19 protein-coding genes and 1 pseudogene are annotated in these 25,383 nt (G+C 55.9%); 10 read left to right on the top strand and 10 right to left on the bottom strand.

Annotated elements, in window-relative coordinates; translation table 11 throughout:
• A partial coding sequence (locus ACQR1I_RS21945; RefSeq protein WP_434888833.1) for a recombinase family protein occupies positions 1 to 574 on the bottom strand: 574 nt, incomplete at its 3' end.
• A 528-nt stretch (positions 575 to 1,102) separates the two neighbouring features.
• Here ACQR1I_RS21945 and ACQR1I_RS21940 point away from each other — a divergent pair.
• The 5 genes from ACQR1I_RS21940 to ACQR1I_RS21920 all read left to right on the top strand — a co-directional run bounded on the left by ACQR1I_RS21940 (position 1,103) and on the right by ACQR1I_RS21920 (position 11,566).
• Entirely contained in the window at positions 1,103 to 5,716 is a 4,614-nt protein-coding gene (locus ACQR1I_RS21940) for a hypothetical protein (RefSeq protein ID WP_434866613.1), read from the top strand.
• The gene (locus tag ACQR1I_RS21935) at positions 5,706 to 7,157 is read left to right on the top strand and encodes a metallophosphoesterase family protein (protein WP_434866612.1); all 1,452 of its coding nucleotides are present in this window, start codon (positions 5,706 to 5,708) and stop codon (positions 7,155 to 7,157) included. The genes ACQR1I_RS21940 and ACQR1I_RS21935 overlap by 11 nt, the downstream gene beginning before the upstream one ends.
• 242 nt (positions 7,158 to 7,399) lie before the next feature.
• Complete coding sequence (locus ACQR1I_RS21930) at positions 7,400 to 8,233, top strand: hypothetical protein (RefSeq protein WP_434866611.1); 834 nt, start codon at positions 7,400 to 7,402, stop codon at positions 8,231 to 8,233.
• On the top strand, positions 8,230 to 9,507 hold the full coding sequence (locus ACQR1I_RS21925) for a caspase family protein (protein WP_434888832.1): 1,278 nt from the start codon (positions 8,230 to 8,232) through the stop codon (positions 9,505 to 9,507). The genes ACQR1I_RS21930 and ACQR1I_RS21925 overlap by 4 nt, the downstream gene beginning before the upstream one ends.
• Before the next feature lie 337 nt (positions 9,508 to 9,844).
• Positions 9,845 to 11,566 (top strand): hypothetical protein, encoded by a 1,722-nt coding sequence (locus ACQR1I_RS21920; RefSeq protein WP_434866609.1) that lies wholly within the window; start codon positions 9,845 to 9,847, stop codon positions 11,564 to 11,566.
• A 185-nt stretch (positions 11,567 to 11,751) separates the two neighbouring features.
• Here the strand turns inward: ACQR1I_RS21920 and ACQR1I_RS21915 are convergent, their stop codons facing one another.
• The 4 genes from ACQR1I_RS21915 to ACQR1I_RS21900 all read right to left on the bottom strand — a co-directional run bounded on the left by ACQR1I_RS21915 (position 11,752) and on the right by ACQR1I_RS21900 (position 15,552).
• On the bottom strand, positions 11,752 to 12,399 hold the full coding sequence (locus tag ACQR1I_RS21915) for a hypothetical protein (protein ID WP_434866608.1): 648 nt from the start codon (positions 12,397 to 12,399) through the stop codon (positions 11,752 to 11,754).
• 295 nt (positions 12,400 to 12,694) lie between these two features.
• Positions 12,695 to 13,744, bottom strand: a complete 1,050-nt coding sequence (locus ACQR1I_RS21910) for a S1 family peptidase (protein WP_434866607.1) — start codon at positions 13,742 to 13,744, stop codon at positions 12,695 to 12,697.
• 9 nt (positions 13,745 to 13,753) lie between these two features.
• A complete protein-coding gene (locus ACQR1I_RS21905; RefSeq protein WP_434866660.1) occupies positions 13,754 to 14,494 on the bottom strand; it encodes a CHAP domain-containing protein in 741 nt (246 codons plus the stop codon).
• Positions 14,495 to 15,078: 584 nt separating this feature from the next.
• Positions 15,079 to 15,552, bottom strand: coding sequence for a hypothetical protein (locus tag ACQR1I_RS21900; RefSeq protein ID WP_434888831.1), 474 nt, complete (start codon positions 15,550 to 15,552; stop codon positions 15,079 to 15,081).
• 91 nt (positions 15,553 to 15,643) lie between these two features.
• On the opposite strand from ACQR1I_RS21900, the gene ACQR1I_RS21895 reads away from it, so the two are divergent.
• On the top strand, positions 15,644 to 15,874 hold the full coding sequence (locus tag ACQR1I_RS21895) for a helix-turn-helix domain-containing protein (protein ID WP_434866605.1): 231 nt from the start codon (positions 15,644 to 15,646) through the stop codon (positions 15,872 to 15,874).
• A 10-nt stretch (positions 15,875 to 15,884) separates the two neighbouring features.
• On the opposite strand, the gene ACQR1I_RS21890 is transcribed toward ACQR1I_RS21895, so the two are convergent.
• On the bottom strand, positions 15,885 to 16,277 hold the full coding sequence (locus tag ACQR1I_RS21890) for a hypothetical protein (protein WP_434866604.1): 393 nt from the start codon (positions 16,275 to 16,277) through the stop codon (positions 15,885 to 15,887).
• Positions 16,278 to 16,777: 500 nt separating this feature from the next.
• Here ACQR1I_RS21890 and ACQR1I_RS21885 point away from each other — a divergent pair, with 500 nt between their 5' ends.
• From ACQR1I_RS21885 to ACQR1I_RS21875, 3 genes are all read left to right on the top strand, one after another.
• Positions 16,778 to 16,975 carry a hypothetical protein gene (locus ACQR1I_RS21885; protein WP_434888830.1) on the top strand — a complete coding sequence of 66 codons (198 nt, stop codon included), beginning with the start codon at positions 16,778 to 16,780 and terminating at the stop codon, positions 16,973 to 16,975.
• Between the two features lie 712 nt (positions 16,976 to 17,687).
• On the top strand, positions 17,688 to 18,170 hold the full coding sequence (locus ACQR1I_RS21880; RefSeq protein WP_434866603.1) for a hypothetical protein: 483 nt from the start codon (positions 17,688 to 17,690) through the stop codon (positions 18,168 to 18,170).
• 481 nt (positions 18,171 to 18,651) lie between these two features.
• Entirely contained in the window at positions 18,652 to 19,149 is a 498-nt protein-coding gene (locus tag ACQR1I_RS21875) for a hypothetical protein (protein ID WP_434866602.1), read from the top strand.
• Between the two features lie 48 nt (positions 19,150 to 19,197).
• Here the strand turns inward: ACQR1I_RS21875 and ACQR1I_RS21870 are convergent, their stop codons facing one another.
• Positions 19,198 to 19,773, bottom strand: a complete 576-nt coding sequence (locus tag ACQR1I_RS21870) for a hypothetical protein (protein WP_434866601.1) — start codon at positions 19,771 to 19,773, stop codon at positions 19,198 to 19,200.
• A gap of 193 nt (positions 19,774 to 19,966) precedes the next feature.
• Positions 19,967 to 20,611, bottom strand: a pseudogene (locus ACQR1I_RS21865) (magnesium chelatase domain-containing protein); the annotation flags it as partial.
• A gap of 228 nt (positions 20,612 to 20,839) precedes the next feature.
• Between ACQR1I_RS21865 and ACQR1I_RS21860 the strand changes: the two are divergent.
• Positions 20,840 to 21,910, top strand: coding sequence for a DUF2336 domain-containing protein (locus tag ACQR1I_RS21860; RefSeq protein WP_434866600.1), 1,071 nt, complete (start codon positions 20,840 to 20,842; stop codon positions 21,908 to 21,910).
• Positions 21,911 to 21,953: 43 nt separating this feature from the next.
• Here the strand turns inward: ACQR1I_RS21860 and ACQR1I_RS21855 are convergent, their stop codons facing one another.
• Both ACQR1I_RS21855 and ACQR1I_RS21850 read right to left on the bottom strand, forming a co-directional pair.
• Entirely contained in the window at positions 21,954 to 22,733 is a 780-nt protein-coding gene (locus ACQR1I_RS21855; protein WP_434866599.1) for an outer membrane lipoprotein carrier protein LolA, read from the bottom strand.
• A 174-nt stretch (positions 22,734 to 22,907) separates the two neighbouring features.
• Positions 22,908 to 25,376 (bottom strand): DNA translocase FtsK, encoded by a 2,469-nt coding sequence (locus ACQR1I_RS21850; RefSeq protein ID WP_434866598.1) that lies wholly within the window; start codon positions 25,374 to 25,376, stop codon positions 22,908 to 22,910.
• Positions 25,377 to 25,383 lie beyond the last annotated feature (7 nt).

Below are 25,383 nucleotides of genomic sequence, written 5' to 3'. Positions count from 1 at the left end.
CCGCTACCACCGCCCGGATGGGCAAATCCAACCGCCCGAACGAACTGAGACCTGGATAAAACTTGGGGGCAAGGTCATTTTGCCTGAGCTGAGATGCAAATTCGTCAGCGGCCCTGCGGTTTTGTGCGGCCAAATTCTTTCCATTTGAACCGAGAATTTTGCCCTGACGTTTCGCCTCGGCTAATGCCGTCTTCGTCCGTTCGGAAATTGGTCGGCGCTCTTCCTGTGCGAGGGCAGCAAAGATGTGCAGCTGGAAGTCCGTAGCGTTGGGCATCTCGGCACAGACGAGGCCGATGCCTTGCTCGAGGATGCTCGCAATAAAGCTGACGCGACGAGAAAAGCGGTCGAGTCGAGCAATCAAAATATTCGCATTCTCGCGCTTAGCCAACTGGATAGCACTACGTAGCTGGGGGCGACAGTCGTTTTTACCTGACTGAACGTCACGAAATTCGCCGATTAGGCATCCAGCGCTGGCCACATATTCGTGTATGATTCTTTGCTGTGCCGCTAATCCTAAACCTGATTTGCTCTGGCGCTCCGTCGAGACGCGATAGTACGCGATGTATCTTGCCATGATGACGTCCTCTCAAACTAGAGGATATATTCCTAGGCCAGAGAAAGAAGACAACAGCATCAACTACTGCGCTGTGTATGATCGGAGCGATCATCAAAGCGTTGGCCATCGAGAGAAGCTGTTCGCGTGACCTCCGACGGCCTCGACGCCGACCTAATAACATGGAGCAAGCAGGCTTCTCGCTGTCATCTTAACCACTCGGAGTGCCATCTCAGAATGAGTGAAGGAACTCAATCCTATACTAATGCCCGAAATAAGATATCGAGTGGGAATGCCACTGCTCGTCGAACAGCTAATCCATTGAGGATCGTCCGGAAGGTCGTGGACGGGATCGAGCCGATGTTTGTGGCCGGGAGTCTGTAGCGAAAAATCTCTGAACCGGAATGCTGCTTGGGCTAACTGGTTCAGGTCTTTTGCGCCACGGCGGGCATGCCCCTGGGGTAAGCAGGTAGGATCATTGGGCCATTCAATCCTTGCGTACATTTAGGTCGTGGTGCAATCTACCGAATATTTTGATCGGTGGGATCAATGGAATTTCCTGAGCTAACGCTGCGTAGTCCCGCTCACCTTTTTGTGGATTTGGGCCAAGACTTACGAGATGATAATTGGGCATTTATTGGAGGCAGGCTTCAGACCCTGCTGGGCTCTCCTATTGTTTCCAAAGTAGATTTGGACTTTTCGACCACTCGTTGGGCCGACCCTCTGCCGCTTTTGTCAATAGCGTGTTTGATTAGCCGGGAGAAAAGTAGAAGACCATCGCTTTCAGTCAGAACGTCGCTCGGATCGATCAAGAACAACGAGCGAGATCGATTTTTGATATTTGCGTCATTGCATGGGTTCACACGCCTATTTTCTTCGTTCTCGGTCTTACGGCTACAAGGGCAGACCTTTTCGACTGACACCCTTCCAGAATTAGATCTGCAGATCCAGAAGAGTAAGATTCTGCCGGCTTACGTAAATGCTGAATGCATCAAGGCAGAGGTACTGCGGATGTCAGGCCAGGCCCGAAGGGGAATTGCGGACACTGTTGATCGGCTGGTCGACGAGGCGGTCATCGGAATTAACCGCTGGATGCCAAATAGTAGCCGTCAGAGACTTTCAATAGTCCACAAATTGCGACAGCTCTTAGCGGAAGCATTAGATAATATAGTTGAGCACGCCTATAACGAGGAAGACGCGCATGGCTACGGAGGTGTATTCGCTAGGATCCGAACAGGGACGCCAGAAGACCGTCTTGAGTTCTTGAAATGGAGTACCGCACGTACCGCGGAGCGCGAACATTGCCCCGCCCTGAATCGCAACAATGCAGCACGTCAGCCGGGGTGGCTTGAGATATTTGTCTGTGATGTTGGATGTGGCTTGACCACCAAGCTTTCAGCAGACGCCAAGGCGCCTCTGTTAGAACTTGGTACAAGGCTGTTTAGTGAAGCGCTCTCCAAAGAAAGAGATAGAGCGGCAGCTGGAAAAACCACGGTCACCGGCCTGCAGCATATTGGACTGTTGCTTCAAAATCGATCGAGCGGTGACCGCGGTGACTTTGTGAGAGTATATAGCTCCGGTGAGTGGCTGGGAGAGCATCTCCCTTGGCCACGCATCGAGCTGAAAGCAGGATATCGCAACTTTCGAGGAGAGGTAGACCAGTGTCTATCTGGAACGGCACTGCACTTCGCACTCGAACCATCGCCAGCTGGACGCGAAGAGCAATTATTGGAATTTCCGAAGTTCTTTCATCGCCCGTCTTACGAAGAGCTCGAGTCTGTCAGAGACAGGCTCGAGACCACGAGCGGCTCCGTATTTCTTAGTCAGTTCTCCATTCTTGATCTAAGAGAAGAAGGCAATAAGTCGTTTGACCGAGGTAAACGCTTCGCTGAGTTCGCAGCAAGCATCTCTGGCACAGTAGTGATAATTCGGCCGTCGCGGTCGCTAAGAAAAGCGGATGTTCTCGAAGAGATAATGGCGATCAGAACCAGCGCTGCGCAAGTCAGAACAATCATATATGCTGATTTATCACCACTACTAGCCATTGATATTGCGCTCGTACTGCAGCATCAGAGTCTGGGCTCACCGAGAGAGTTAACCGTCGTCTGCATAACTCAGGATTGGGTATGCGCTGCGTTCAAAGTGTTAGGGAGCATCGGCAATCTAACGCCGGACAAGGATCTAGCAAGAGCTTTCATTCTTGGTAGCGAATCGCAAATCGCTGCCCCCGAGTTGGCTAGCATCTTGCGCGATGCGGATACTAAACAGTTTTGGGAAACGCTCGGCGATGCATATCTCAACGAGCCGGTGGTGTGGTCAAGTTCTACGGGTGAACCGATCGAGCTCGTCGGTTACATCGATATTCCGATTGCCATGTCGTGGTCGACCGCCTTTGATAGCGCCCGTCGAGCTGCTCGCAGGGCCATCGCCGCGTTCGCAATACACAGAGTTATTACGTCAGACGCGATTACGTCGTCGTATCTCGGCGACGAGTTCGAGACATTTGACGGAATGAAATCAGTCCCTTGGGCGGAAGACTCAAAATCGGTTGGCGTGGGTAGTATTCTTGTCAGTGGAAGCACGTCCCAACGTATTGGACGACGATTTGACGTCAATCTAGTGGGGTGGGTGCACCTTATGAGGCACCCGATGGCAACCTCGGCTGTTCGCTCCCTTGTCGCACTCCTCTGGACGCCACCCACTACGCCACCTCGAGTTCCCCTTCAGCGGTTCGAGCGGATAGCAGGGTCGGCGTTCCTAATTAGAGGAGGTGAATCGTCGATACCTCTTCCTAGGTTTGATACGCCGGCAAGTCGTAAGCTGGGAAAAAGTCTCTATGGTTCAAGTCCAAACGAGATGTACGACTACTGGCAGCGTTTGCAGATCCTTCGTATGGGACATTGGACGTATAGCAGGCACCACGATCTGATCACGGTTGATTTGGCTCAGGCGCTAGAATTCGAAGTCGGAGGGCAGGGGCCGGTCATTCCGTGGATCACTAAGATCCTCACAAGCTGGAGCAAGGAGTTCACAAATAAGGGCATCCTCGTGGTTTATCCACGGAATCGGGTAACCGATAAGCTCAAGCGGCTACTTCAAAGTGGTGCGGGCAATCTACCCGAGATGTTTTCATTGCAAGCAACAAGCTCATCATCGGTATCACCGCTGATGATATCACCTATTGAGCGCGAGAGACTTGGTGGGCGCTTAAGGGCACGGTTCAAGGACGGCGGTTTAATTGTTCAGCTGGACGATGGGGAGATAACAGGTCGGACAATGGAGCAGTTGACGCAGGTCATACAAGGCCTGTGGGAAGCGCTAAAGGAAATCGACGTCATTCCGAAGCGGGCGCTCCTCGAAATTCGAAGTCTCGCACTTGTTGACCGACGTGGCACTCCGAATCAAAGAAGGCTCGTAAAGCTAAAGACAAAGTATCACCCTCGACTCTGGCGCTGGGATGTGCCGACTTTAGGCTACGACGGTCGTTGTCCGTTGTGCTCTACGCTAGACCGATGCAGAGACTTCAAGTCGCGCGTGCCCGAGGGTCTGCATCGTGCAAGGCTACAACAATGGATTGAATCATGGTCGGTCCGACCTGTTGATCAGCTATCGATGGAAAAGGGATTATCACCGAAAGCGATTCCAGACGGCGATTGGACGAGGTTCGGCATGGAGCGCTTGGGCGACGGTACAGTGGTAGAACACCGGGTTCGCCATAACTATTCGACAAGCCGCGCCGCTATTGCAGTGGAAATATGTCGGTCAACTACGCGAAAGGACTATCCGTTACAGAAAGCGAAGGGGGGGCGATTTAGAAATGGGTCCCCAATGGATGTGCAAACAAGAATCGAGATCATCGTTGCACAGACATTCCTCTTTTGGGAGGAGCTGTCATTTATGGATCGCATTGAAAGACTAAATCGCATTGTCGATCTTCTTTGGGAATGTTCCGAGGTCAACAACGCGACATCCCTTGCGGCACTTTGTTTACAACTGGATTCGTCGACTGTATCGACCGTTTGGCAACACATCGTAACGAAGGTCGAGAAGGGCGGGTTTCCTAATGATGACGCGCTGCTCGCCGCAGTAATGATTGATGCATCCAGGGGAACAAATCAGATCAATCAACAGGATCATAAGAGCTGGAGCCTGTTCCAGGTGCTTAGAAGATCGTCCACTCGCCTAAGAGAATCACTCAGTCGCATCTTTCAAGTATTCGGCTGGAGCGAGCTGAGCATCCACGGAGGCGTTTTGATCGATCTGCTAAAGACGGCACCGCCAGTAACTGAGCGCGAGCTGAGCCGAACGATTTTGATGCTAAGGGCACTTGCAAGCGCACTGAACTCTCTTACACCTGAGATGGTCGCAAGAACTAGTCTAGATCCTGCTAAAGACTCGCGACATCTTCTGCAGTTTGTCAATCGGTTGGAGGAAATTAGTCGCAAGCTGGTTAACTCTGGTGAGTTAGCTCCGGATACGAATCCATCACTGGCTGCTGTTGCGTACCTAAGTCGAGATGAAGCGCAAGCGGAGGTGAGCGACGAACTAAAGAGTATTTACGAGTTCCTTTTCGTTGGTAGACCATCTCTACAGCTCAGCTACAATACGGCGTTAACGGTTGAAATTTCGTCCAGAGAGAGAAACGCGAAGCTGGTCGACGACGCAATCTACGAGCTGATCCACAAGTGGAACGACCACGTAAAGTCGAAACAGCCCTACGCGCGAGCATGGCTTGGCCGAATGCCGCCGGACATTGTCCACGTACCGGACCGTGCTCCGGACAAGCCCCTATATGTGTATCGCGATAGCATCGTTTTTCAGGCAATACTTGAGCTTCTCTCAAATGTTGTCCATTCGACTAAACCGATTAGTTGTCCCTGGCCAGGCTCGAGTGGGGGAGTAGCTGATATGTGGACCAAGATTAGTTCAGCTGAGAACGGTACTTCCGTCACTATCGAATTGGCGAATGCGGGCTCAGGCGTCGGCGAGGGCCAGGTAACGGAGTGCGGGATACGCGAAACAGTAAGCTCGTTGCATATCCGAAATCTCGGAGGCGGCGGCGTGTCCTGTAAGACTGATGCGAAAACTGGAATCTTCTACACGTTTATAGAAATACCGACTCTTGCGGGACTCGCTTGGCACGGAGGTCGTGATGAAGTTTAGACTCCTTATAGTTGATGACGAGCTCGAGGAGAGTGCTCGGTCCGGGCCAAGGAAGAGACGAGAGATTTATCAATTGCTTGCCGGAGAGTTCGATCTTCTGTTCTTGGAAAAACCTGGCGATCTAGTCGAGACGTTGAAGACAGCAAATATCCAAGCCGTTTTGATGGACTTTGTCCTTGCTAGATGGTCGGTAGATGCAGGACTGATGCTGCAGATGGTCAATAACCGATGTCCGGTGTTCCTCATAAGTAGTAATTGGGGGCCGAACTTTGACAGACTCCGACAGGCGCTAGGTACCCATACGATCGCGCAGATCTTCACGTGGGAGGAGCTTGAGCAGGCGGAGCGAAGGCACTTGATTCGATTGTGGATCGAGGCCGAGATAAACAAGCGTTACAAGTTTTCGACGATGGATCTGGAAGCTGATGAAGCGATTCGAATTCTTCAACTTTCGGATATGCACTTCGGTTCGAAGGCGCCCGAGGCGTTCGCGGCGGAAACCGAGCGTGCTGCGCAAGCAGTGTTTCGCAGGTGGAACGCTCCGCCCCACTTGATCGCACTTACCGGAGATCTCTCTCATCGGGGGTTACCAAGCGAGTACGATCTCGCCTTAGAGTGGTTAAATGCGTTTGCAAAGAAGCTTGATCCAAATTGGACGGAAGAACGATTCTTGCTCATTCCAGGAAATCACGACGTTTGCTGGCCTTTGGGATGGTCTAGTCATATTGAGATAGGCTCAAGCCCGAGCAACAGTTCCCTCGATGTTACGGGTAAGCTGGGGGCTTCTGAATTGCGTCCTTATGCGTTTGCTCCTTTCAGGCAGTTTGCGCGAGAGCTGCTGAAATCGGATCAATGGTCCGGCAAACATCAGTTTTGGACGTCTGGCGTGTATCGGCATCTTGGACTCGTATTGTTTGGATACAATACTTGCGAGAATCTGAACGAGTGGTCGGTTCCCACCAAGACTGTGAGCGATCGATCGATGGCGTCAATGATCGCAGAGGTGAGAAATCTGAAGAGTGACGCACCGGATGCGATCGTTGTGGGCCTGATGCATCATCCGCTCACGTCCAGCGATCCGACCGAAGTGATCCAAAATCAAGACGTATTTCTCAAGAACCTTGACGAGGGCCTAGGAAGCATCGTGACCCTCAGTGGGCACGTGCATGCCAATCTATGCACGTTGCAGGATCGCAGCGGAGTATCGTTCTTAGAAGTCACGGCGTCGACAACAAGAGAGTTGGCCGTGCATCGCGGGGAAGATACTTTGCGCGGTTTCAACATGATAGAAATTACAAGAAAGAAGGGACGTGTTGTTGGCCTGAATGTTTGCGCCTGCAAGTTCGAGGCACTGAAGCTTTCTATGGTTGAAGAAGCGAGATATGCGCGAAACGCCGCCGGAAGGCTGACTGTCGCAAGGTCAACGGCTTCGAAGAAGTGAAAGAATACCCGACCCGTCAAACGTAAATCAGCGTTTATGTTTGAAGAGACTGCGAATCAGTTCGCATGCCGATGCCTGTCACCCACAATTGTTGGCTTCATGGCGACGCTGCCCACGGCGAACCAGCTACCGGTAACCGCGTGTTGGATATCGCCAGGCTACTCTTGGCTGGTTTTGACAAGCAGAGATGCGGTAACATACACTCGCGCCCTAGTTGAACAGCAGTATTTAGCAGGTGCAAAATGATTTTGGATAGGCGCTATTTCATAGGGGGGGCGCTGAGTTGTTTGTTCGTATCAAGCGGATATCGCTGCGCAAGCGCTCAAGTTCACGGCTTTGATGTCGAATTCACGAAGCTGCTTTCAAACGAAAATCTGCTGGCTAAAACCCAAGAGTTCGGCAGATTGAAAGAAGAAGTTCCTGTCGCTCGGGGGACCGTAAGAAGTCGAGAAAGAAGTGATCGCAAGATATCGCAAAGATCGATAAATCTAATTGTGGCGTTTGAGGTCACCAGCAAGTCTGTTTACGAAAAGAAATACCAGGGTGTTATCAAGCCCGGGGGTGCCTCGGGCATCACAATTGGCATTGGGTATGACGTTGGTTATGTCTCTCCGGAATTCCTCCAGGAAGATTGGAAAGGCTACATACCAGACAGTGACATTAAAACGCTAAGCATGGCCTGCGACGTCATAGGCAACGACGCTAATAACCTTCGCCCCAAGCTTTCAAATATTAGAGTGCCATGGGACGTTGCGAATCGCCAATTTCTCGAAAAGGTTCTTCCAGTCTACGTTGCAGCAACTCTGAACTCTTTGAGCAATGCAAATGAGCTGTCCGATGATTCCTTGGGGGCTCTCGTTTCGCTCGTCTACAATCGAGGGCCCAGTTTCCGTAACGTAGGTCCTCGATATACCGAGATGCGCCGCATTAGCCGATTGATGGCGGACAAGAGTTTTAGTTCTATTCCTGAGCAGTTCCTAGCGATGCGAAGGCTTTGGACGACCCCAGATGTAATTGGCGTGGCAACTCGGCGGCAGCTAGAGGCTCTGCTCTTCAAGGAGGGGTTGAATGCATGAAAGATAGATTGTTAAAGGCGCTACTAATTTTCCTATTTGTGCACTTCGCGACAGAGTCGTCGTATGCGGCAAAGCGAGCACTTATCATCGGCTTTTCAGAATACAGCTGGACAAAATTGCCGGGTGTCAAAACTGACCTAAAACTCATAACGACGCGGCTTCAAGACGACTATATTCTAACAGTCATCGACGACGCCGCTAAAACCCGCAAAGATTTTCGAGATAAATGGGGTCCGTTTGTCAAAAGCATCCAAGATAAGGATGATGTCCTGATCTATTACGCGGGACATGCAATTGACTTCAATGGCCTGAATTACCTTCTTCCGTTAGACGTGCCCGAGCCGAAGGCGGACGATAGCTTACTAGCTCTAAAAGATCAGTTTCTGGTATTGCGAGATATGGTTTCAGAGCTTCATGAAAGGACACCACGTTCTACAATTTTTGTAATAGATGCGTGCCGAACCAATCCCTACTCAACAAAGTTGAGGGGGCCTATTAAGGATGGCGGGCTAGGCCGCGAAGTCATCGAGCGGTACTCCGGTTATACGCTTCTATTTTTTTCGGCCGACTTCAATCAGGCGGCCGCCGACAGCCTTCCAGGCAAGGGCGCTGCCGCTGGTTCGCCATTTGCTCATGTGTTTTACGACCTATATCCAGTAGGAAAAACGCGACCGATATTCGCTTTCACTCAAGCAGTGAGCTTTCGAGTGCAACAATTGGTTGCTCCCCGGGATCAATTGCCGACTTCACAAGGCACCGTACCGCCATCTTATTGTCTCGGGGAGTGCGACAAGAAAGCTGTTGAAGCACTGCAGATAGTGGTCACGAGCGTAGAGGGGCAGAGGGAAGCGATTATTCAGCATCCAAAGGCATTGCCTCAAAAATTACCACAGTCGCCAGAGACACTGGCAAGCTTGAAAACAATCGGCAATGTTGTGTACGTCGGAACGCGCTCTCAAGCGAAGTGCGAGGCCGACACCTACTCAGGCGACATTCCGTTCGGCTGCGAGTTTCTAAAAAAAGCGATATCAGTTGCTAATGCCGATGGCAAAACTCTTCCAAGAGAAATCTCGATTGCCACTTCCAAAGTCAACCTCCGAGTGCGTAGAGGGCCACCGAAGATTGAGCGTGCCAAGGGCATCAATGATTGCGAGATCCGAGTTTTAGAACGCGGGGAATCGATCAAGCTCAAGAGCATTGTGTCGTATCAATACTCAGGAGACACTTATCTATGGGGCGTAATCGACGGTCCCGCAGCTAGCAAGTGCCCTTGATTGCGGTCTAATCATCAATTGGCCTCTTCCAAGAGCCTGCCTGTATGATGTGAAGTGGCCTTTAAACAACCACCACGCTCGCGAGGTGGAAAAAGATCGCGCGCCATATCCGCAACCAACGGACGCATTACCTCAGATCGCCTGAGAGACAGGCCACGCGCTAATTTTCAATGTCCCTAGGCGACGTCTCTCCTGTGAAGAAAGCCAGATAGCCGCTGCCTCCCGTCGATGAGCACCTTCAGTAGAAAAACGTTTCATAGAAAAATTGTTTCCGCTCCCCTTCCAACTACCCGTAACGGTTGTATGATTGAGCTTTCTTTAGGGGATGGGGGCGGCCATGAAGTTGATACTTACTCTCTTCTTCTTTTCCTTTTTCGCGAGTTCAGCGCGGGCTGAATGCACATTCCGTTGGCCGTGCTTTGATCCTAAACCATCGGTCGTCTCGTCGTCCAACTTTCAACAAATGATCTCCCGAAAAAAAGTGGAGAAGTTTGCTACTATCAAAAGTCTCTACTACGCAGACTTGAAAATCGACTGCAAGTCGACTGGACTTCTCCAATTTGCTCGACGTTTTGTCGAGAAGTCCTGGAACATTGGCCTGATCCGCGAGGATCGCGACTTGGCTCTTACGGTCGAAGTGGAAAAGATACTCGGTGCGAACCAAGCACCTGCCGCTATCGCAACGTTTCCCGTACTGCAGGTTACGAAAGCTGCGGGACAACTCACAGAGGTCGCAGGGTGCAATGATTTCGTGGCAACCAATCTCCCGTTCGACGTCGATCTGCGACTCAAGTTCAAGCTTCTTCAATCAAAGCAGGCCAAAATCCCCGATGCCACTTATGCAGCGTTTCGTCTATTCTCGCGCTTCATAGGCTTTGTTGTCGGAGGCGGTCCAGAGGGCGCTGCGCTCGTAACAGCAGCAGCGAACGTCAGTACGAAAGTGTCAGAGAGCAAATCCGACATTGACTTGATCGTGTCATCATTCGATGAAGTACAAACCTCAAAACCGCAGATAGTCTTCGAGAAAGATGTGAAATCGATCACCGTGGAGGTTGACGGCGGAGCTAGCTTCATACTCTCGCGGGTAGGCAAACGTTCTGTATTTTTGGAGTTTGCAGGTGATGTGGTCCAAAATTCTGGGGCCGCCTTTGATGGTATAATATCGCAAAATACGGCGCTGAATCTGTCAAGCTATCTTGATCAGAAAGCTCCTGCTTGGAAATCGCTGCTCCCAAGCTCCGATCTCAAGAACGCTGTTGAAGGTTGTACCAACCTTCGAAATGCGTTGCGTGTTGTTTTTACAGAAGAGGAACGAGCGGTATTGCTTGCCCGCCTCATCAGCGACTTCGGTGCTGGCACTATCAACACGCTCAAGGAGCCATGTCTGCACGCAGCGGAAAGGGCGATGCTAAAGACCTTCAACATCTCCGACCCGTTACCACGTGTTGGCAACGTCGATACAAACTCCTCAGAGCCACGATCTGAAACACGAGACAACACGGATCGTCTCCGCTGGACCGCTATCGAGCGATTTCTGGATGAATTTGGGGCCTTGCTTGCTCGTCTGCCGCAAATGTCGCCCGACCAAAGATCCACGAAATTGGGCTCTTACTTCGATGCACGTATTGCTACTGAAAGCTTTGACTCTCCCGACTTGCTGCCTACGAGCAACGGGGCGCAAAGAGAGAATGTCGCATCAAAGCTGGCATCGTGGCCATTCGGCAAGATGATTAGATTCGGCTGTTTCATGCGACCGCCGAAAGTGCTTTCAGAGAAGTTTTCCGGCCAAATGTTGATCGAGTTTGATTCGGGCGGCGCCGCCCCGAAATTAGTGAATCTGATCGTCGGATTCACTGATCGGGAGACGACCGAGGTAGAAAAGCTTGTAATCGGTAATCTCATGATAGAGGTCGCAATGACCGGCATCATCGGGGAAATTAAGAAAAGCTTTCCAAATGGCTGCGGCGATCGGTCCGATCGGTGGCGCCCCTGGGATGGGAGACTAACCGCTGCGGTGCGTTCGGGATCGAATATGGAGATCGTTCTGCATCAAGACTGACCAAAAGTGGCGCTTGCCAGAGGCGCTGCTATCCGATCCCAAGATGAGCGGGTTCCTCGACCGGGGGCATCACTTGTAAGCTCGCTGCGGCGAGGTTGCATGCGTCGCTAGTAGCTCAGCGGGGCGCGAACATCTTGCGCCTTGCGCCCGTCGACTTGCTCTTGAAAATGGTTTGCTTGGCATTGCTAAGGATAATTGAATGAGAAGTCTTTGATTGCGTCTGACTTCAACAACATACTAAGGAGGGCCGGTTTCGCAACTTGAGCATCCATCCGGATCCGAACCACCAGCTCATTTGCCTTTTGATCCAAACTCGCTCCCTGGAGAGCCGCACGTACGTGATCGACTGGCGGCATAGAGAATCTATAATCTTCGACGATCCTTTTGACCTCGGCAGCGATCAGCGTCGAAGGATCCTTATTCGCGATGAAGCCAACCAATGACCACACCGACGGTACAACCACCTTAATCCGAGCCACGCGGACGCGTAAGGTTGCCCGGTCCACGGCTGGTGCGAATCGCATACTGATTGAGACATTTCCTGGCACGAGCAAGCAGCCGTGCGGCGCAACATGAAAACTTCCTTGAAGGTCACCAGTGTTTCCAACAACGGTAAAGCTTAACGAGGTGGCGCTCTGAATTTCGAATGTGCAAGAATTGAACTGAAATTGCTGGGGCAGAACTTTTCGACTGATTTGGGTCAAGTGATCAGCAGCTTTATCCGCCCGCAGAGATGCGATGATCTCGCCCTTGACGTAAAGCCCTTCCCTTGTCGTCAGCATATCCGCAGATATGTTGACTGTAGGATCAATATTAGCACCGAAGATGCTCATTCGCGACTCGAGCGGGCCAAGGTTCAATGCTTCCGCCAGCACACCAGTAGATAGCAAAGGGGCGCAAGGTAGCGCGGATAGAATCAAGGCGCTAAGCAAGCGGGGATATTTGGTGCAACGAACCGAGTAGCTACGAAGATGTCTGTGCATGCGTACTCGCAAAGAAGCTCAAAAGACGAGTCGATCCTCAAGAATTCTGCGCACCGATAACCCAAGCTATAGCTATATTCTTCGTCGAGGCCGCAAACATCGGAACGAACCCTGACGGCAGAAAGTTCGTCCCAAATTGACAACGTTAGTTCTTGAGGTCTCGCCACAAAGTAGTGGCGGCTTGGTTTTTGATCTCATACGCAAGCTGGTTTGCAGCCGCACTGGCTGCGACGGGATCGTCCTGAATCTCTGGTTTCGGGACGCAATAGCGAAAGCCTCCAAGAATGTTGGTGCATTGCTGGCGAATGACAACGTGAGGGACACCCGATATCGAAATAGATGAGCCCTCAGACACCACCTTCACTTTGTCCTGGGCTCCCGCCGACTTGGCTGTCGCTGCTTTTTGTATGGCACTTAGAACTAAGTCTTGGTCCTCAGCGCTCAGACTGTGGTCGGCACGAACGTTCGCAGCGTTGCCAATCATCCTTATGTTGACGGGATTGCAAATCGAGCCATCTAAGGCGATCCGTTGCTCGAGCATTATCTTCCGAAGCAGGCTCGCCTTCGTCATGAAGCTGTAGCCGGTATATTGCTTATGCTTAGCTTTCAAAATCCCGACGACATTGAAGTCAACGAGTATCGGCCCACCACTCTCACCTTCCTCCGCCGGGGTCGGAGTCAGTAGCACGAGCGGCTTCCATTCCTCTCCATCCATTCCGATTACAACTTCCTTCGGGACAGGATCTTGGAGCCCGCCTGGTATGCCGATTCGAAAGCCGTCAGAGTTGAAGACGTCGTCCATCAGCGTAATAGAACACATTGGACTCGCGAAAGGATCGTCGACAGCCAAGAGCGCGACGTCGTCGGCCGACGCAACAAGCTTTGCAACTCGTGCAATGTTGTTACGTCTAGATTTCAAAACGATAGTTAGCTCGCCGCAGCCCCGATCCACGTCGAATACATGGCCGGCGGACGCTACATATCTTGAGGACAAAAGAAATCCGGTGCCCTCAGATAAGCAGAGGTTCTTTCCGTCCTTTATGATCGGAGTTTGGCTACTGACATCGACCTTAACAATCGCATTCCGGAAAGAAGCTTCGATGATTCGCTTTAGACCATCAGCTTTGCTCGACGAGGCGCCACAGAATATTGTGATTGCCAAAAAGCTCAATCCGACACAATTGCGCCGCCCCATGGGAGTGTCTCATTTCGGACTAACGTACTTCATAAACCGGCTTCCCGGCCCGGTTTGCATCTCAGCGACGGTTATAGCTCCGCCACTTCCGGGATCGCTCTGATTGCCTCCAAGCACTCGTACCCAACCAGAGCGCGGCACGCTGAGGAAAAATGCTACGTGCCCTTGCCCTTGGCAAGCTGGGGTCAAACCGTCGGTGCCCGCATTCTTGAATACAACAATATCGCCACGCTTTGGAGATTGGATGTCTGGCCAGCATCTAAATGATCCCGAGCTGGCGCTGTGCGTACTGAAACTCTTCAAATTGTCGTCACTAAACCGTTTTCCAGAGACTGAGTAGTACCCTGGTGAAGCGCCAATTTCATCCGTACTTTGGGCATGTGACCTAAGTAAGCACCAATTCATGAATGCTGCGCACCAAGCCGTGCTATCTCCTTCGGGCTTGGTGAGGGTTGATGAAAAGAAGTGGGCAATTAACGGATTCGCTCGCACAGGCCATTCTCGTGCAAACGGCCGTAACTCTGCCCCGTAAGCACCCGCACCAACTGCCAAAAAGTACTGGGCAACCTCTATTGGAGGTACCCCGAAGGGAGCCTGGAGCAATATTTCGTACGCTCTGTTCTTTTCAGTGTCGCTCGGCTTAGCTGTACCCACTGGACCGAGATCCGCGTACGGAGCAGCTGGTTCGCCAGATTGCGTCACGAGATCAGCTGGTAGAGGGGGCAGGTCGCTGATCCTTTTTGCATCCATCTCTAGGGCAGATTGGGCGAAGCTGGGCGTACAGAATATGGATGCAGTCGAAATGGCGGAGAAAAGCATCGTTCTTCTATTCATCGAAATCTCCCCTATCAAATCGCGATAGATTACTCAACCCAAGCGGGAGCGCAAGGGGGAGTAGATGCCCTCACAGACTGATGTGAGGGAGGCGAGAAATCCCACAGGGCAACGACGGTCGGCTACCCATCGTTCGCCGTTCCAGCTAGCGAGTGGAAGTTCGGTTTCGGTCTCGTGTGATGGTCAATCCAGCGCGTCAGGAAGCTCGCGGGCGTATGCATGCTAGGTCAATGTTGTTGCATCGCAGAACGGAAGGATCAAAAATCTCGACACCGAAGACAAGGACAGTAGACTTTGCTACGGGCCGATCCCAACTGGTGTCCAGCTCGGCAGCATTTGCGCGGAGCGACTTGGAATGAAGCAGTAGAGGCCAACCTGCGGTCTGCCGTATGCGGCGGCAGGCGAACGATTGTTGCTTGATGTCATTGGTCTGTTTGCGCTCGCGCACAGCGGTAAGTATCCGACCTCGTGGCGGCTTTCGGTGCTAGGCGTGTTCATTCCTACCATGTGAACAATTGCTCGCCGTGGTCCGTGGAGACGACGACTTTGACTGGATCGCATTGCGGTAAAACCGTGATCGCATCGCCCGTCCCGAGCTTCTTTGGAAGCGATGCTATGACGCCGATGCACTCCCGCTTGTTGTTTATTACGACATCCATGACCGTGACATCCTGATCGCCGAGGGACTTAATCTCCAGCGTCGAAAATGCAGGCATCGGCGGATATTCCTGCGGCGGGAAGCGGTCTTTTTTCACCGCTAACAGTGCGGCCGACCGTTGGAACCACGACGCATGATTGCGATGTGCCTTCTCCTTCCTTTGGTCGATCGATAGCCCAGGGCTATCAGCGATCCCTAAGTCGTCCAGCAGCCGATTCGATGCTGCCGCCAGCCCGAGGATGAGACCAACGGTGGCAGCGGCGGCCAATGCGAGTCCGGTGCCCGATGGTGATGAGTGGGGCGGGCGAAAATCCATTGCCATGAGGTCCGTCTGGATTGCAAAGTCAGGATGACGTTTGAGGCTTTAAAGCCGTGGGTTAATAGACCACAACGCGGTTGGCTGGTCTATGGACCTGCGCCAGCTTTTTGCGATCAACTTGCGTCGGATAAGGCACTCCCGAGGGATTTCTCAGGAGCAATTGGCGCACGACGCAGAGATTGACCGGGCCTATCTCAGCCGCGTGGAGCGAGCGATTCCCCATGTCGGGCTAGAAATCATAGGTAAGCTCGCGTCTGTTTTGGACGTCGAGCCCGCCGAATTCTTCCAAAAGCCTACAAAGAGGTCGCCAAAAAGCTGAGCCGAGCCCTTCAGCCCCGTCCTGCCTTCTTGTCCTTGGCCGTCTTGAAGTTTGATCGGACTGCACTCGCACAGGCCGACAGCGCGTCGTCGAGCCCCCCGGCCACGGCAATCGTCTTGAGCTGGTCCAACTGCTCGACGAGGTCGTCGAATGTCGACGCTTTCAGCGTGCTCTTGCCCTTTTCGAGCTCCAGCGGCTGCTTGCCATACCGGAGCTGGAAATAGATTGCGCCGTTCCCATCGACCCAAAACTGTTCGCGAGAGATCCGCTTGCCCTCGCGAAACAGACCGACCTTGACAATCTGCTGCTCGATACTCGACGTGAACTTGTTGCGCCGCTGAAGGACGGGTGTGTTGGCGGTCGGTTTCTGAACGGAAACCAAGGATAGTGTCGATTTTGCCATTGTTGGGCTCCTATTGTTGGTGGAGCCGCCGTCCCGCGAATTGGGGATCTGGGCAACGACCTTTCAGAGAAAAAAAAGCTTCTGCAACCGTTGACCTTTCCGCACCTCTGCCGGGAGAATGCAATATTCGAGGCTTCGCAGCACGAATGCGGCGGCCGAATTTGCCGGGGGACGCATTCCAGCGGATTATCCGCGGGAGCTCTCTTGAGCTGCCGGACCTCCGATGCGTCTGATCAAGATCGACGGTAATCAACGATAACGGCAATCATCGAGACCCGCCGAACCGCCACGGTGAGGGAGGCATCCTCGCCATGCCGGCAATGTTCTCGGTTGCCCGATCGTGCTGTTGAACGCGTTATTGCGGTGGCGGACCGGTTTCCAAGAGGCGCGTGGGGGATCTCGAACACGAAGGGACCGTCATGTTCGTGAAGGTAACGGCGGCAGATTGAACGGAAATCGTGTGCTGGTATCGTTACGCAGAACGATAGGGAGTACGTTGATTGAAAAGATCCGAGACCGCCCAAGAAAGGATCGCCAGAAAGCAAGCGATGCGAATCGAAGCCCGCGAGCAGTCCAATTGCAAGCGCAAAATGATCGCGAAGGCATGCCGGGTCGAGTACTTGGCTTCTGCAATTGAACGGTGGGAAGCAAGAGCTTCGATCGACGATTGTATGCCGATCGATCCCAAGCAGCTCTAGTCCATGAATAACGCTGATCCACTTCTCCTCAAACGACTACGCGGGGAGACCCAATCCTGGGTACAGGGCGAGCTATCCACCTGGTCGGACACTTCTCTTTATTCATTAAACTTCAAGGAAGCGGTCCAAGGCGATAATGGGTGCCGTGTTCGTCTGAGCGAGCAGATAGCACGCCGTGAGGTTGAACTGCTCTGCAAGCGGGTTGACCGGGCTATCTATGGACGTCTCGTCCAACGGTTCAATCGAAGAGTCCGACGTATACCGTTCCTGGAATACGGGCATGACCGAGGATGGCACGCACATATTCTCATGGAGCGCCCAGCACACATGGTGGAGGTCCGGTTCTCGCAGATCGTAAAGAACGCCTGGGCCGAATCGCCCTGGAGCACCAATCTCCACCAACGAACCGCAGACGATGGAGCGTCCTCCTATCTCACTAAGGACCGTTCTAAAGCGGAATTTGAGGCCTGGATTGATACGATCGTGCTAGAGGCGGTCTTCCTCGACACTAAATAGACCCGCATACGCGGAGTAAGTGTTGGTGCGAGATCATCCTCGGAAGAAACGTGTGTCTCATCTCTAGAAAAAGGACCAGAGAAATCTCTTCTGGACCTTATCTAAACTATTGCCAAAAATCATTATGAACTCCAAATAGAGAGTCATCGGTCGGACAATGAAGCCACGTGGACAGCTGATAATTGATGAGTTTGCGATGCTGCTGAGTGTCGCTGGAAGGTCTGGTCTTGAGCTGCCCCCAGAGCTGTTACAGGGACCGCAGGCCGATCAGTTATTCCGCAAGAGGGATCTATTGTTCAAGAAGGTTGGATTGGATCCCAACAATCAGCATCACGTCGCCTTCCTGTGCTCAATCATTTACGACCATTTATATCTCAACAAGAGGTCCGTGGCTGATGTCGTTTACGGTGACGATAAGGACTTCGATCTGCTCCATCGGTTCATGACGTTTCGGAAGACGAGTCGATTGAAGACTCGTAGTGATCTCTATCGATCGTTCCTAAAAAATGATCCTTTGTCGCAGTCAGAATATGGAAGCGACAGGTCGATCGATCGGTTTCGTATGCGTATCGATCGAGCAGCGAAGAAAGCGATTGCCGGAAAGATGAAGCTAACTACCAAGCGTCAAGCTCGGCTTGAATCGATCCTATCCGAGTTAGGTCAGGCCTTCCGGAAGTGATCGGCTTCGGTCGAACACGGTAGACCTCCCGTGTTCGAGAAGTACGGAAGCGCTGATTGAGTTGGTCCCCGCAAGCCCTAGTTCATCGTCATGCAGGCCGATCATGGTTCTGCATTCAATGGACGAGGTAATTCATGAGATCGATTAATAGAGGTAAGGGGCCGCTTGCAGGATGGCGAGGTGGTCTCTCGGAAACGACTGATACATTCGACATCGGTAGATTCTTGACAACGGATGGACCGACGAACGCTGCCGAGGTGGCTGACCTTAAGCGAGCTATCATCGAGGGCGGGACGTTCGGTGACTATCGGTGTGTCGAGGCGCCGAAGGCAGATGGATACAATCTGTTCGTTCAGGGTCCGAACAGCATTCTGTTCATCAACACCAGCGACCGGGACAGAATTCTTCAAGCGTTGTCGGCTGCCTATAGCGATCTTCCGACAGCTACATCGTCCGTGATCGAGCGTAGGGAGTAGATCTAGTGAAGAATAGTAGAAAGCTGTCGGACAAGCTGGTTGATCGTGTCAGGAGACGAATCGATTTTCAGGTGGACGTGGAGGGGCAGCGACACTTCCAAGAATTTCTGAACGAGGGTGAACCACCGGCGACACGTGTCGTCACCGATGTGGTGGACTGGCTGATGGTGAGCGCTCCGCATACACGGTTTGAGCTTTTCTGTATTCGTGCAGCGGTATTGGAGGCACTGGAAAGCGGCCGAGGGCACTACGGAGAGTACGTGGTTTATAGTGGTGGAGGATTTATCGTGATGTGCGGCCGCAGATCTGCGGTGCTGTTGTTGGGTCAAATGTCGATCGAGGAGTTGCTGGCTTATCTTGAGCACGAACGAGATGGGTGCTCACAGAACAAGCTGGACTCCGATGTCATGGAATGGATGAACCCGCAGGGTGCTCAGGCTCCCAAACGAACGAACACGAGTTCCAAAAGAACTGCTGCGCCACCGGCTTCGCCCTCAGATTAGTCAAACAAGCGGGGCCCGCGTACGTATATGCGGGCCCTTTAACTTGCGCTAATCGAGTTCGATGAGGTGGCCACAACCTAAACATCGTGCGCCACTCCAGGGCCCATAGGTGCCACAGTGCGGGCATTGAAACGAGCTATCCACGTCTTCCCGGGAGGGACGATATCCAACCCCGTATTGCCCCCTGAGGATTTGGTAGGAATCGCCCTCATAAATCACGGTCTGGCCTGGAGAGATCCTGAACTCAGCAACGCCGCTTTGATTCGCAGACTGCCGGTAATCGCGGATCAGAGGATCAAGGATGGACAGATCGATCTGTCGAGCATCCAACGCTCGCTCAAGGGTATTTAAGGCCTTCGATATCGCCTGGTTCTGAATAACCCGGTTTGCAGCTGCTTCGGTCTTCGCAGCGTTGGATCTGGCCCGTTCGAGATGGACCAGGACGATCAGTGCTGCCTGAAATACCCGATCACCCTTGGCGACATTGCAGGGTTCGCAGGCCGGTAACCAATTCTCGAACGATTCGATCTCGAAGTTCCGGGGTAGGCCATATTCCGCGAGTATCGTCGAGAGCCGCTCCGGCTGGTTGATCAGCGACCGGGGAAGGACATGATCGACACGCATCGTCTGGAGATCGACGGGCTTACCGCATAGGTAACAATGCGATCCGTGGACCGTGCAGACCGCATACCTCACTGCGGCAGGAAATTTATATCCCGACATCGACACCCATCCACAAAGGTCGGATGGCATCTACATACACCAACATCCGGAGCGCAAAACGACCGGCATTCTTGATGGTTTTAAAAGGCCATCATAGAAACAGATGATGCCCGCCGGCGGCGGCGATCTCGAGCGCGCGCTTGCCGCTCTCCTGGCCTTTGATGTCGCGCAGGTCGAGCAGGCTCGCCGGCGCCTCCTGGATTTTCGGCTGCGGCCGCGACAGCACCTGCGTGCCCTTGAAATGATTGGCGATCTGGATCAGCGACGTCGCCGCGATGATCTCCAGGTCCGGGCTGGCCCACGCCGCTTCGGCGCCGCAGGCCGCCGGACAAATCAGGCCCTCCTCGCGCGCATTGGCCCCGATCGCGGCCGGCAGCACGCCGGCCACTGGGGCAATCGAGCCGTCGAGCCCGAGCTCACCGAGCACGGTGAAGCCACTGAGCGCATCCGGCGGAATGGCGCCGATCGCCGCCATCAGGCCGAGCGCGATCGGCAGGTCATAATGGCTGCCTTCCTTCGGCACGTCGGCCGGGGCGAGGTTGACGGTGATGCGCCGCGCCGGCAGCGCCAGCCCCGAGGCGATCAGCGCCGAGCGCACCCGCTCGCGCGCCTCCGACACCGCCTTGTCCGGCAGGCCAACGATCGCGAACGCCGGCAGTCCCGGCGCGACCTGGACCTGCACGTCGACCGCGCGGGCCTCGATCCCCTCGAAGGCGACGGTGGAAACGCGCTGGACCATGGTGCCCCTCCCGGCAGAGAGGCTAACGGAAGCCTGCGGTGTTCGCAAGAACAATACAGGAACATTGGAGTCGGTGTGGTGCAATCCATTAACGACGGGACGGCGACTACCATGTTCCCAGCATCGGGCTTAACGCCCCTTTAGTCGGGCGTTCGCATTCTGTCGCAAATTGATGAGCGATGCGCGCCCTCCGCACAGCGGCCGGGCGCCACCAGAAAGAGACCTGCGATGCCTCCAGCGCCTCCGGCAGCTGCCTCCGTCAAACCGCAAGCGGGCGAGGTGAGGACGGTCCCCGAGCTCGCCACCGACATGCTGCGCCGGACCACCGGCCTGTTTCTGGCCGGACCGCGGCCGGCGCCCGACGAGCAGCTCGATCTCTACGACCAGATGTTCGCGCGGCTGATGCCGCAGGTCTCGACCGACGTGCTCGCCGAGCTGAGCATGGCGCTGGCCGGCGTCGAGCGCGCGCCGCACGCGACTGCGCGACTGCTCGCCGTGCATCCCGACCTGCGCGTCGCCGGGCCGATGCTGGCGAAGGCGCCGGTGCTGACCGAGCGCGACCTCGCCGAATTCGTTAGGACCCTGAGCCCCGCGCATCTGGTCGCGCTGGCCAGTCGCCGCGGCGTTGGCGACACCATCACCACCCAGCTGATCGCGCGCGGCTTCCCGCCGGTGCGCATGGCGCTGGCGCAGAATCTCACGGCGCGGCTGTCCGAGGACGGCTATCGCAGCCTGTTCAAGATCGCCGAGCGCGACGAGGATCTCGCCGAGAAGCTGGCGCTGCGCACCGACCTGCCGGCCAAGCTGTCACGGGCCTTCGTCACCGCCGCCAGCGAGGGCGCCCGCGCCCGCTTCATCAAGGCGGCGCCGCCGGCCACCCGCGCGACCCTGCAGGCTGCCCCGACCCGGTCCGCCGGCGCGGCGATGCGCGCGATGTGGGACTACGATCAGGTCAAGGCCGAGGTGTCGGCGCTCAACCGCACCGGCAAGCTCGGCGATTCCGCCGTCAACCGGTTCTGCGTCACCAGCGACATTCCGGCGGTCATCGCGGCGCTGGCGCTGCTCTGCGTCGTCTCCATCGAGACGATCGAATCGCTGCTTGAGGACGACCGTCTCACCGATCTGCTGCTGGCGTGCAAGGCGGCGCGGCTGAGCTGGGCCACGACCTCGATGATCCTGCGCGCCCGCCCCGGCGGCAGCGAGATGCCGGCCGACGATGTCGAGGAGGCGCGCAAGCGCTACGAGAAGCTGGTGCTGTCCGAGGCGCAGTGGAAGGTCCGCGGGCTCGAAACCCGCTGATCGCCAGGGGGCGGCCAAGAGGCGGCTAGGGAGCGCCCGGCCGTCAGCCGGGCGGCGTCGCGTAGTTCGTGAAGTCGATCTTGAACATCGCCGGATCGAGCTTCTTGGTGGTGTCGAGATTGTAGACGGCAATCGTCGTGTCGTAGCCCTGCGGATCGGTCACGGTCCACTGCTTGAGCTGGCCGTCCTTGGCGCCGAGCATCAGCATCAGCCGGCTGGTACCGACCAGCGCCTGCTTCTCCTCGATCGTGATCGTGACGTAGAGATCGTCGGCCGCGATCGCGATGACGTTGGTGTCCTTGAGCAGGTCGATGCGATCGGACAGCAGGTAGCGCAGCGGCGTCTGCGACAGCGGATAGACGTCCTGGGTCGCCAGCTTGCGGTCGCGCACCACGACGGCCGAGCCGTCGGCAATGAGGTCGATCGGGCTCGGCGGCTCGTATTCGAACCGCAACCGCCCGGGCTTCTGAATGTAGAAATCGCCCTTGGTCTTGCTGCCGTCGGGGCCGACCTGGACGAAGTTTCCGACCAGCGTCTGCAGCGACGACAGATAGGCACTGACCTTGGCCGCCTGCGCCTTCTGGTTGGCGTCGAACGAGGTGAAGATGCTCGCCGGAACGTTGCGCCGGGGATCGGGAATGATCGGGTTGGGCGGCGTGGTCTGGATGGCTGCCTGGCCGCCGCGCTGCTGCTCGGAGGCGGAGAGCTGGGAGCCCGGCTTCGCGCCCGGCTTGGGAGCCGTCGTGCCCTGAGCGGTGGCATGGCCGGCCGAGCCGGCGATGGCACATGCGGTCACGGCGAAGGCCACCATCCAGGCGGACATGCGACGTCCGCGCGGCGGTTCGGGGAATGAAAATGAGCTGGTCGAGAAGGGGCTTTGCAAAACGGCGTCCTGATGTCTTACGCGTTTCTATCCTGGTTCAGTCGGTCAGCGTGATCGTAATTGCGTGAAGTTACGACCTGGAAACGGCGGATCTGGGACCAAAGCGGGCGGGGATCAGAACCCGCCTTCCTCCTCGGGCACCAGGATCTCGCGCTTGCCGGCATGGTTGGCCTGGCCGACGATGCCTTCCTGTTCCATCCGCTCCATCAACGAGGCGGCCTTGTTATAGCCGATCTGCAGCCGGCGTTGAATGTAGCTGGTGGAGGCCTTGCGGTCGCGTTTGACCACGGCGACCGCCTGGGAGAACAGGTCGTCGCCGCCGCCGCCACCACCCATGCCGGTGGCGTCGAACACGGCGCCGTCCTCCTCGCTCGGCTCCTCGGCGGTGACCGCCTCGAGATATTCCGGCGAGCCCTGCGTCTTGAGGTGGCGCACCACCTTCTCGACTTCCTCGTCGGAGCAGAACGGGCCGTGTACGCGGCTGATGCGGCCGCCGCCGGCCATGTAGAGCATGTCGCCCTGGCCGAGCAGCTGCTCGGCGCCCATCTCGCCGAGGATGGTGCGGCTGTCGATCTTCGACGTCACCTGGAAGGAGATGCGGGTCGGGAAGTTGGCCTTGATGGTGCCGGTGATGACGTCGACCGACGGACGCTGGGTGGCCAGGATCACGTGCAGGCCGGCGGCGCGGGCCATCTGGGCGAGGCGCTGCACCGTGCCTTCGATGTCCTTGCCGGCGACCATCATCAGGTCGGCCATCTCGTCGACGATGATGACGATGTAGGGCAGGGGATCGAGGTCGAGCTTCTCCTCCTCGTAGATCGCCTTGCCGCTCTCCTTGTCGAATCCGGTGTGGACGGTGCGCGTCAGCTCCTCGCCCTTGTTGCGGGCTTCGGCGACGCGGGCGTTGTAGCCGTCGATGTTGCGCACACCGAGCTTGGCCATCTTCTTGTAGCGCTCCTCCATCTCGCGCACCGCCCATTTCAGCGCGACGACGGCCTTCTTCGGGTCGGTCACGACGGGCGTCAGCAGATGCGGGATGCCGTCATAGACGGAGAGCTCGAGCATCTTCGGGTCGACCATGATCAGGCGGCACTGGTCGGGCCGGAGGCGATAGACCAGGCTGAGAATCATGGTGTTGATCGCGACCGACTTGCCCGAGCCGGTGGTGCCGGCGATCAGCATGTGCGGGGTGCGGGCGAGATCGATGATGATGGACTCGCCGCCGATATTCTTGCCGAGGCAGAGCGGCAGCTTGGCGACGCTCTCGGTCGCCTCCTTGGCGACCAGCAGCTCGCGCAGATAGACCTTCTCGCGATGCGCGTTCGGCAGCTCGATGCCGATGGCGTTGCGGCCGGGCACGACGGCGACGCGCGCCGACAGCGCGCTCATCGAGCGGGCGATGTCGTCGGCCAGGCCGATGACGCGCGACGACTTGATGCCGGGCGCGGGCTCCAGCTCGTACAAGGTGACGACCGGGCCCGGATTGGCTTTGACGATCTCGCCGCGCACGCCGAAATCCTGCAGCACGCCTTCCAGCGCGCGCGAATTGGCCTCCAGCTCACTCTTCGACAGCGGCTGGCGGTCGGCGGCCTTGGGCGCCGCGAGCATCGACACCGACGGCAGGTCGTATTTGTCGTTGGACTTCTTGGGCGGCGCCTTGGCGGCCGGCTTCTTGCGGGCGCGCGGAGCGGGCTCCTCCTCCTCTTCCTCCTCGTCCTCGCCGGATTCCTCCTCGTCGCCGTCATCCTCCATCTCCGGGGCGAGCGTCGGCTTGGAGCGGGCGCCGCTCAGGCTCGGCTCCTGGCGGCCGGAGGCCGTGCGCGGTTGCGGGCCGGAGGAGACCAGCGCGCGATAGGCGGTCGAGAGGAACCAGGCGACCTGCGCCTTGGCGCTCATGATGGCGTGGAACACCCAGCCGAGCCGGATCGCCTTGCGGTCGTCGTCGTCCTCGGGATCGGCGAGCGGCGTATCGTCCTCGTCGTCCGCCAGCAGGCTCGGATCGGCTTCCTTGGCGCCCATGCCGCCAGCGACCAGCAGGCAGCCGATCATGGCAATGAGGAGCAGGCTGCCGAGCACCAGCCGGTAGATCGCGCCGGGCGGACCGAACACCACGGCGGGCGCGCGCACCAGGGCGTCGCCGACCACGCCACCGAGGCCGGTCGGCAGCGGCCAGGCATGCGAGCGCGGCCAGCAGCTGGCGAAGCCGGCGGCGATGGCGGCACCGAGCACCCAGGCGCCGAACCGCAGCGCCTCGCGGTCGAACGGCCGGTGCGTCATCATCCGCCAGCCACGGATGGCGAGCGGCAGGATCGCCATGATCGAGCCGAGGCCGAGAATCTGCATCAGGAGGTCGGCGCTGATCGCGCCGGGATAGCCGACGATGTTGCGGATCGCGCGCGAGGTCGCATGCGACAGGCTCGGGTCCTGCACCGACCACGTCATCAGTGCCGCGGCGGCGACACCGCATAGCGCGATCAGGCAGAGGCCGGCGAGCTCGCGCAGCCGCTTCACCAGCGCGTCGCGCAGCGACGTCGGCAGGTGGTTGACCAGGGGAATGACTCGCTCGATCGCCGGCATCCGCATCCGCCCC

It is taken from the genome of Bradyrhizobium sp. HKCCYLS2038, assembly GCF_051167655.1.
Taxonomy (GTDB): domain Bacteria; phylum Pseudomonadota; class Alphaproteobacteria; order Rhizobiales; family Xanthobacteraceae; genus Bradyrhizobium.
This window is presented reverse-complemented; position numbering and strand designations above follow the sequence as displayed.

What these genes read in the sequence shown, in the direction of transcription:
- ACQR1I_RS21940 (WP_434866613.1), top strand. Translation starts at nt 1,103, where the DNA reads ATGGAATTTCCTGAGCTAACGCTGCGTAGTCCCGCTCACCTTTTTGTG.
- ACQR1I_RS21935 (WP_434866612.1), top strand. Translation starts at nt 5,706, where the DNA reads ATGAAGTTTAGACTCCTTATAGTTGATGACGAGCTCGAGGAGAGTGCT.
- ACQR1I_RS21930 (WP_434866611.1), top strand. Translation starts at nt 7,400, where the DNA reads ATGATTTTGGATAGGCGCTATTTCATAGGGGGGGCGCTGAGTTGTTTG.
- ACQR1I_RS21925 (WP_434888832.1), top strand. Translation starts at nt 8,230, where the DNA reads ATGAAAGATAGATTGTTAAAGGCGCTACTAATTTTCCTATTTGTGCAC.
- ACQR1I_RS21920 (WP_434866609.1), top strand. Translation starts at nt 9,845, where the DNA reads ATGAAGTTGATACTTACTCTCTTCTTCTTTTCCTTTTTCGCGAGTTCA.
- ACQR1I_RS21915 (WP_434866608.1), bottom strand. Translation starts at nt 12,399, where the DNA reads ATGAGCATCTTCGGTGCTAATATTGATCCTACAGTCAACATATCTGCG.
- ACQR1I_RS21910 (WP_434866607.1), bottom strand. Translation starts at nt 13,744, where the DNA reads ATGGGGCGGCGCAATTGTGTCGGATTGAGCTTTTTGGCAATCACAATA.
- ACQR1I_RS21905 (WP_434866660.1), bottom strand. Translation starts at nt 14,494, where the DNA reads ATGGATGCAAAAAGGATCAGCGACCTGCCCCCTCTACCAGCTGATCTC.
- ACQR1I_RS21900 (WP_434888831.1), bottom strand. Translation starts at nt 15,552, where the DNA reads ATGGATTTTCGCCCGCCCCACTCATCACCATCGGGCACCGGACTCGCA.
- ACQR1I_RS21895 (WP_434866605.1), top strand. Translation starts at nt 15,644, where the DNA reads ATGGACCTGCGCCAGCTTTTTGCGATCAACTTGCGTCGGATAAGGCAC.
- ACQR1I_RS21890 (WP_434866604.1), bottom strand. Translation starts at nt 16,277, where the DNA reads ATGGCAAAATCGACACTATCCTTGGTTTCCGTTCAGAAACCGACCGCC.
- ACQR1I_RS21880 (WP_434866603.1), top strand. Translation starts at nt 17,688, where the DNA reads ATGCTGCTGAGTGTCGCTGGAAGGTCTGGTCTTGAGCTGCCCCCAGAG.
- ACQR1I_RS21870 (WP_434866601.1), bottom strand. Translation starts at nt 19,773, where the DNA reads ATGCGTGTCGATCATGTCCTTCCCCGGTCGCTGATCAACCAGCCGGAG.
- ACQR1I_RS21860 (WP_434866600.1), top strand. Translation starts at nt 20,840, where the DNA reads ATGCCTCCAGCGCCTCCGGCAGCTGCCTCCGTCAAACCGCAAGCGGGC.
- ACQR1I_RS21855 (WP_434866599.1), bottom strand. Translation starts at nt 22,733, where the DNA reads ATGTCCGCCTGGATGGTGGCCTTCGCCGTGACCGCATGTGCCATCGCC.
- ACQR1I_RS21850 (WP_434866598.1), bottom strand. Translation starts at nt 25,376, where the DNA reads ATGCGGATGCCGGCGATCGAGCGAGTCATTCCCCTGGTCAACCACCTG.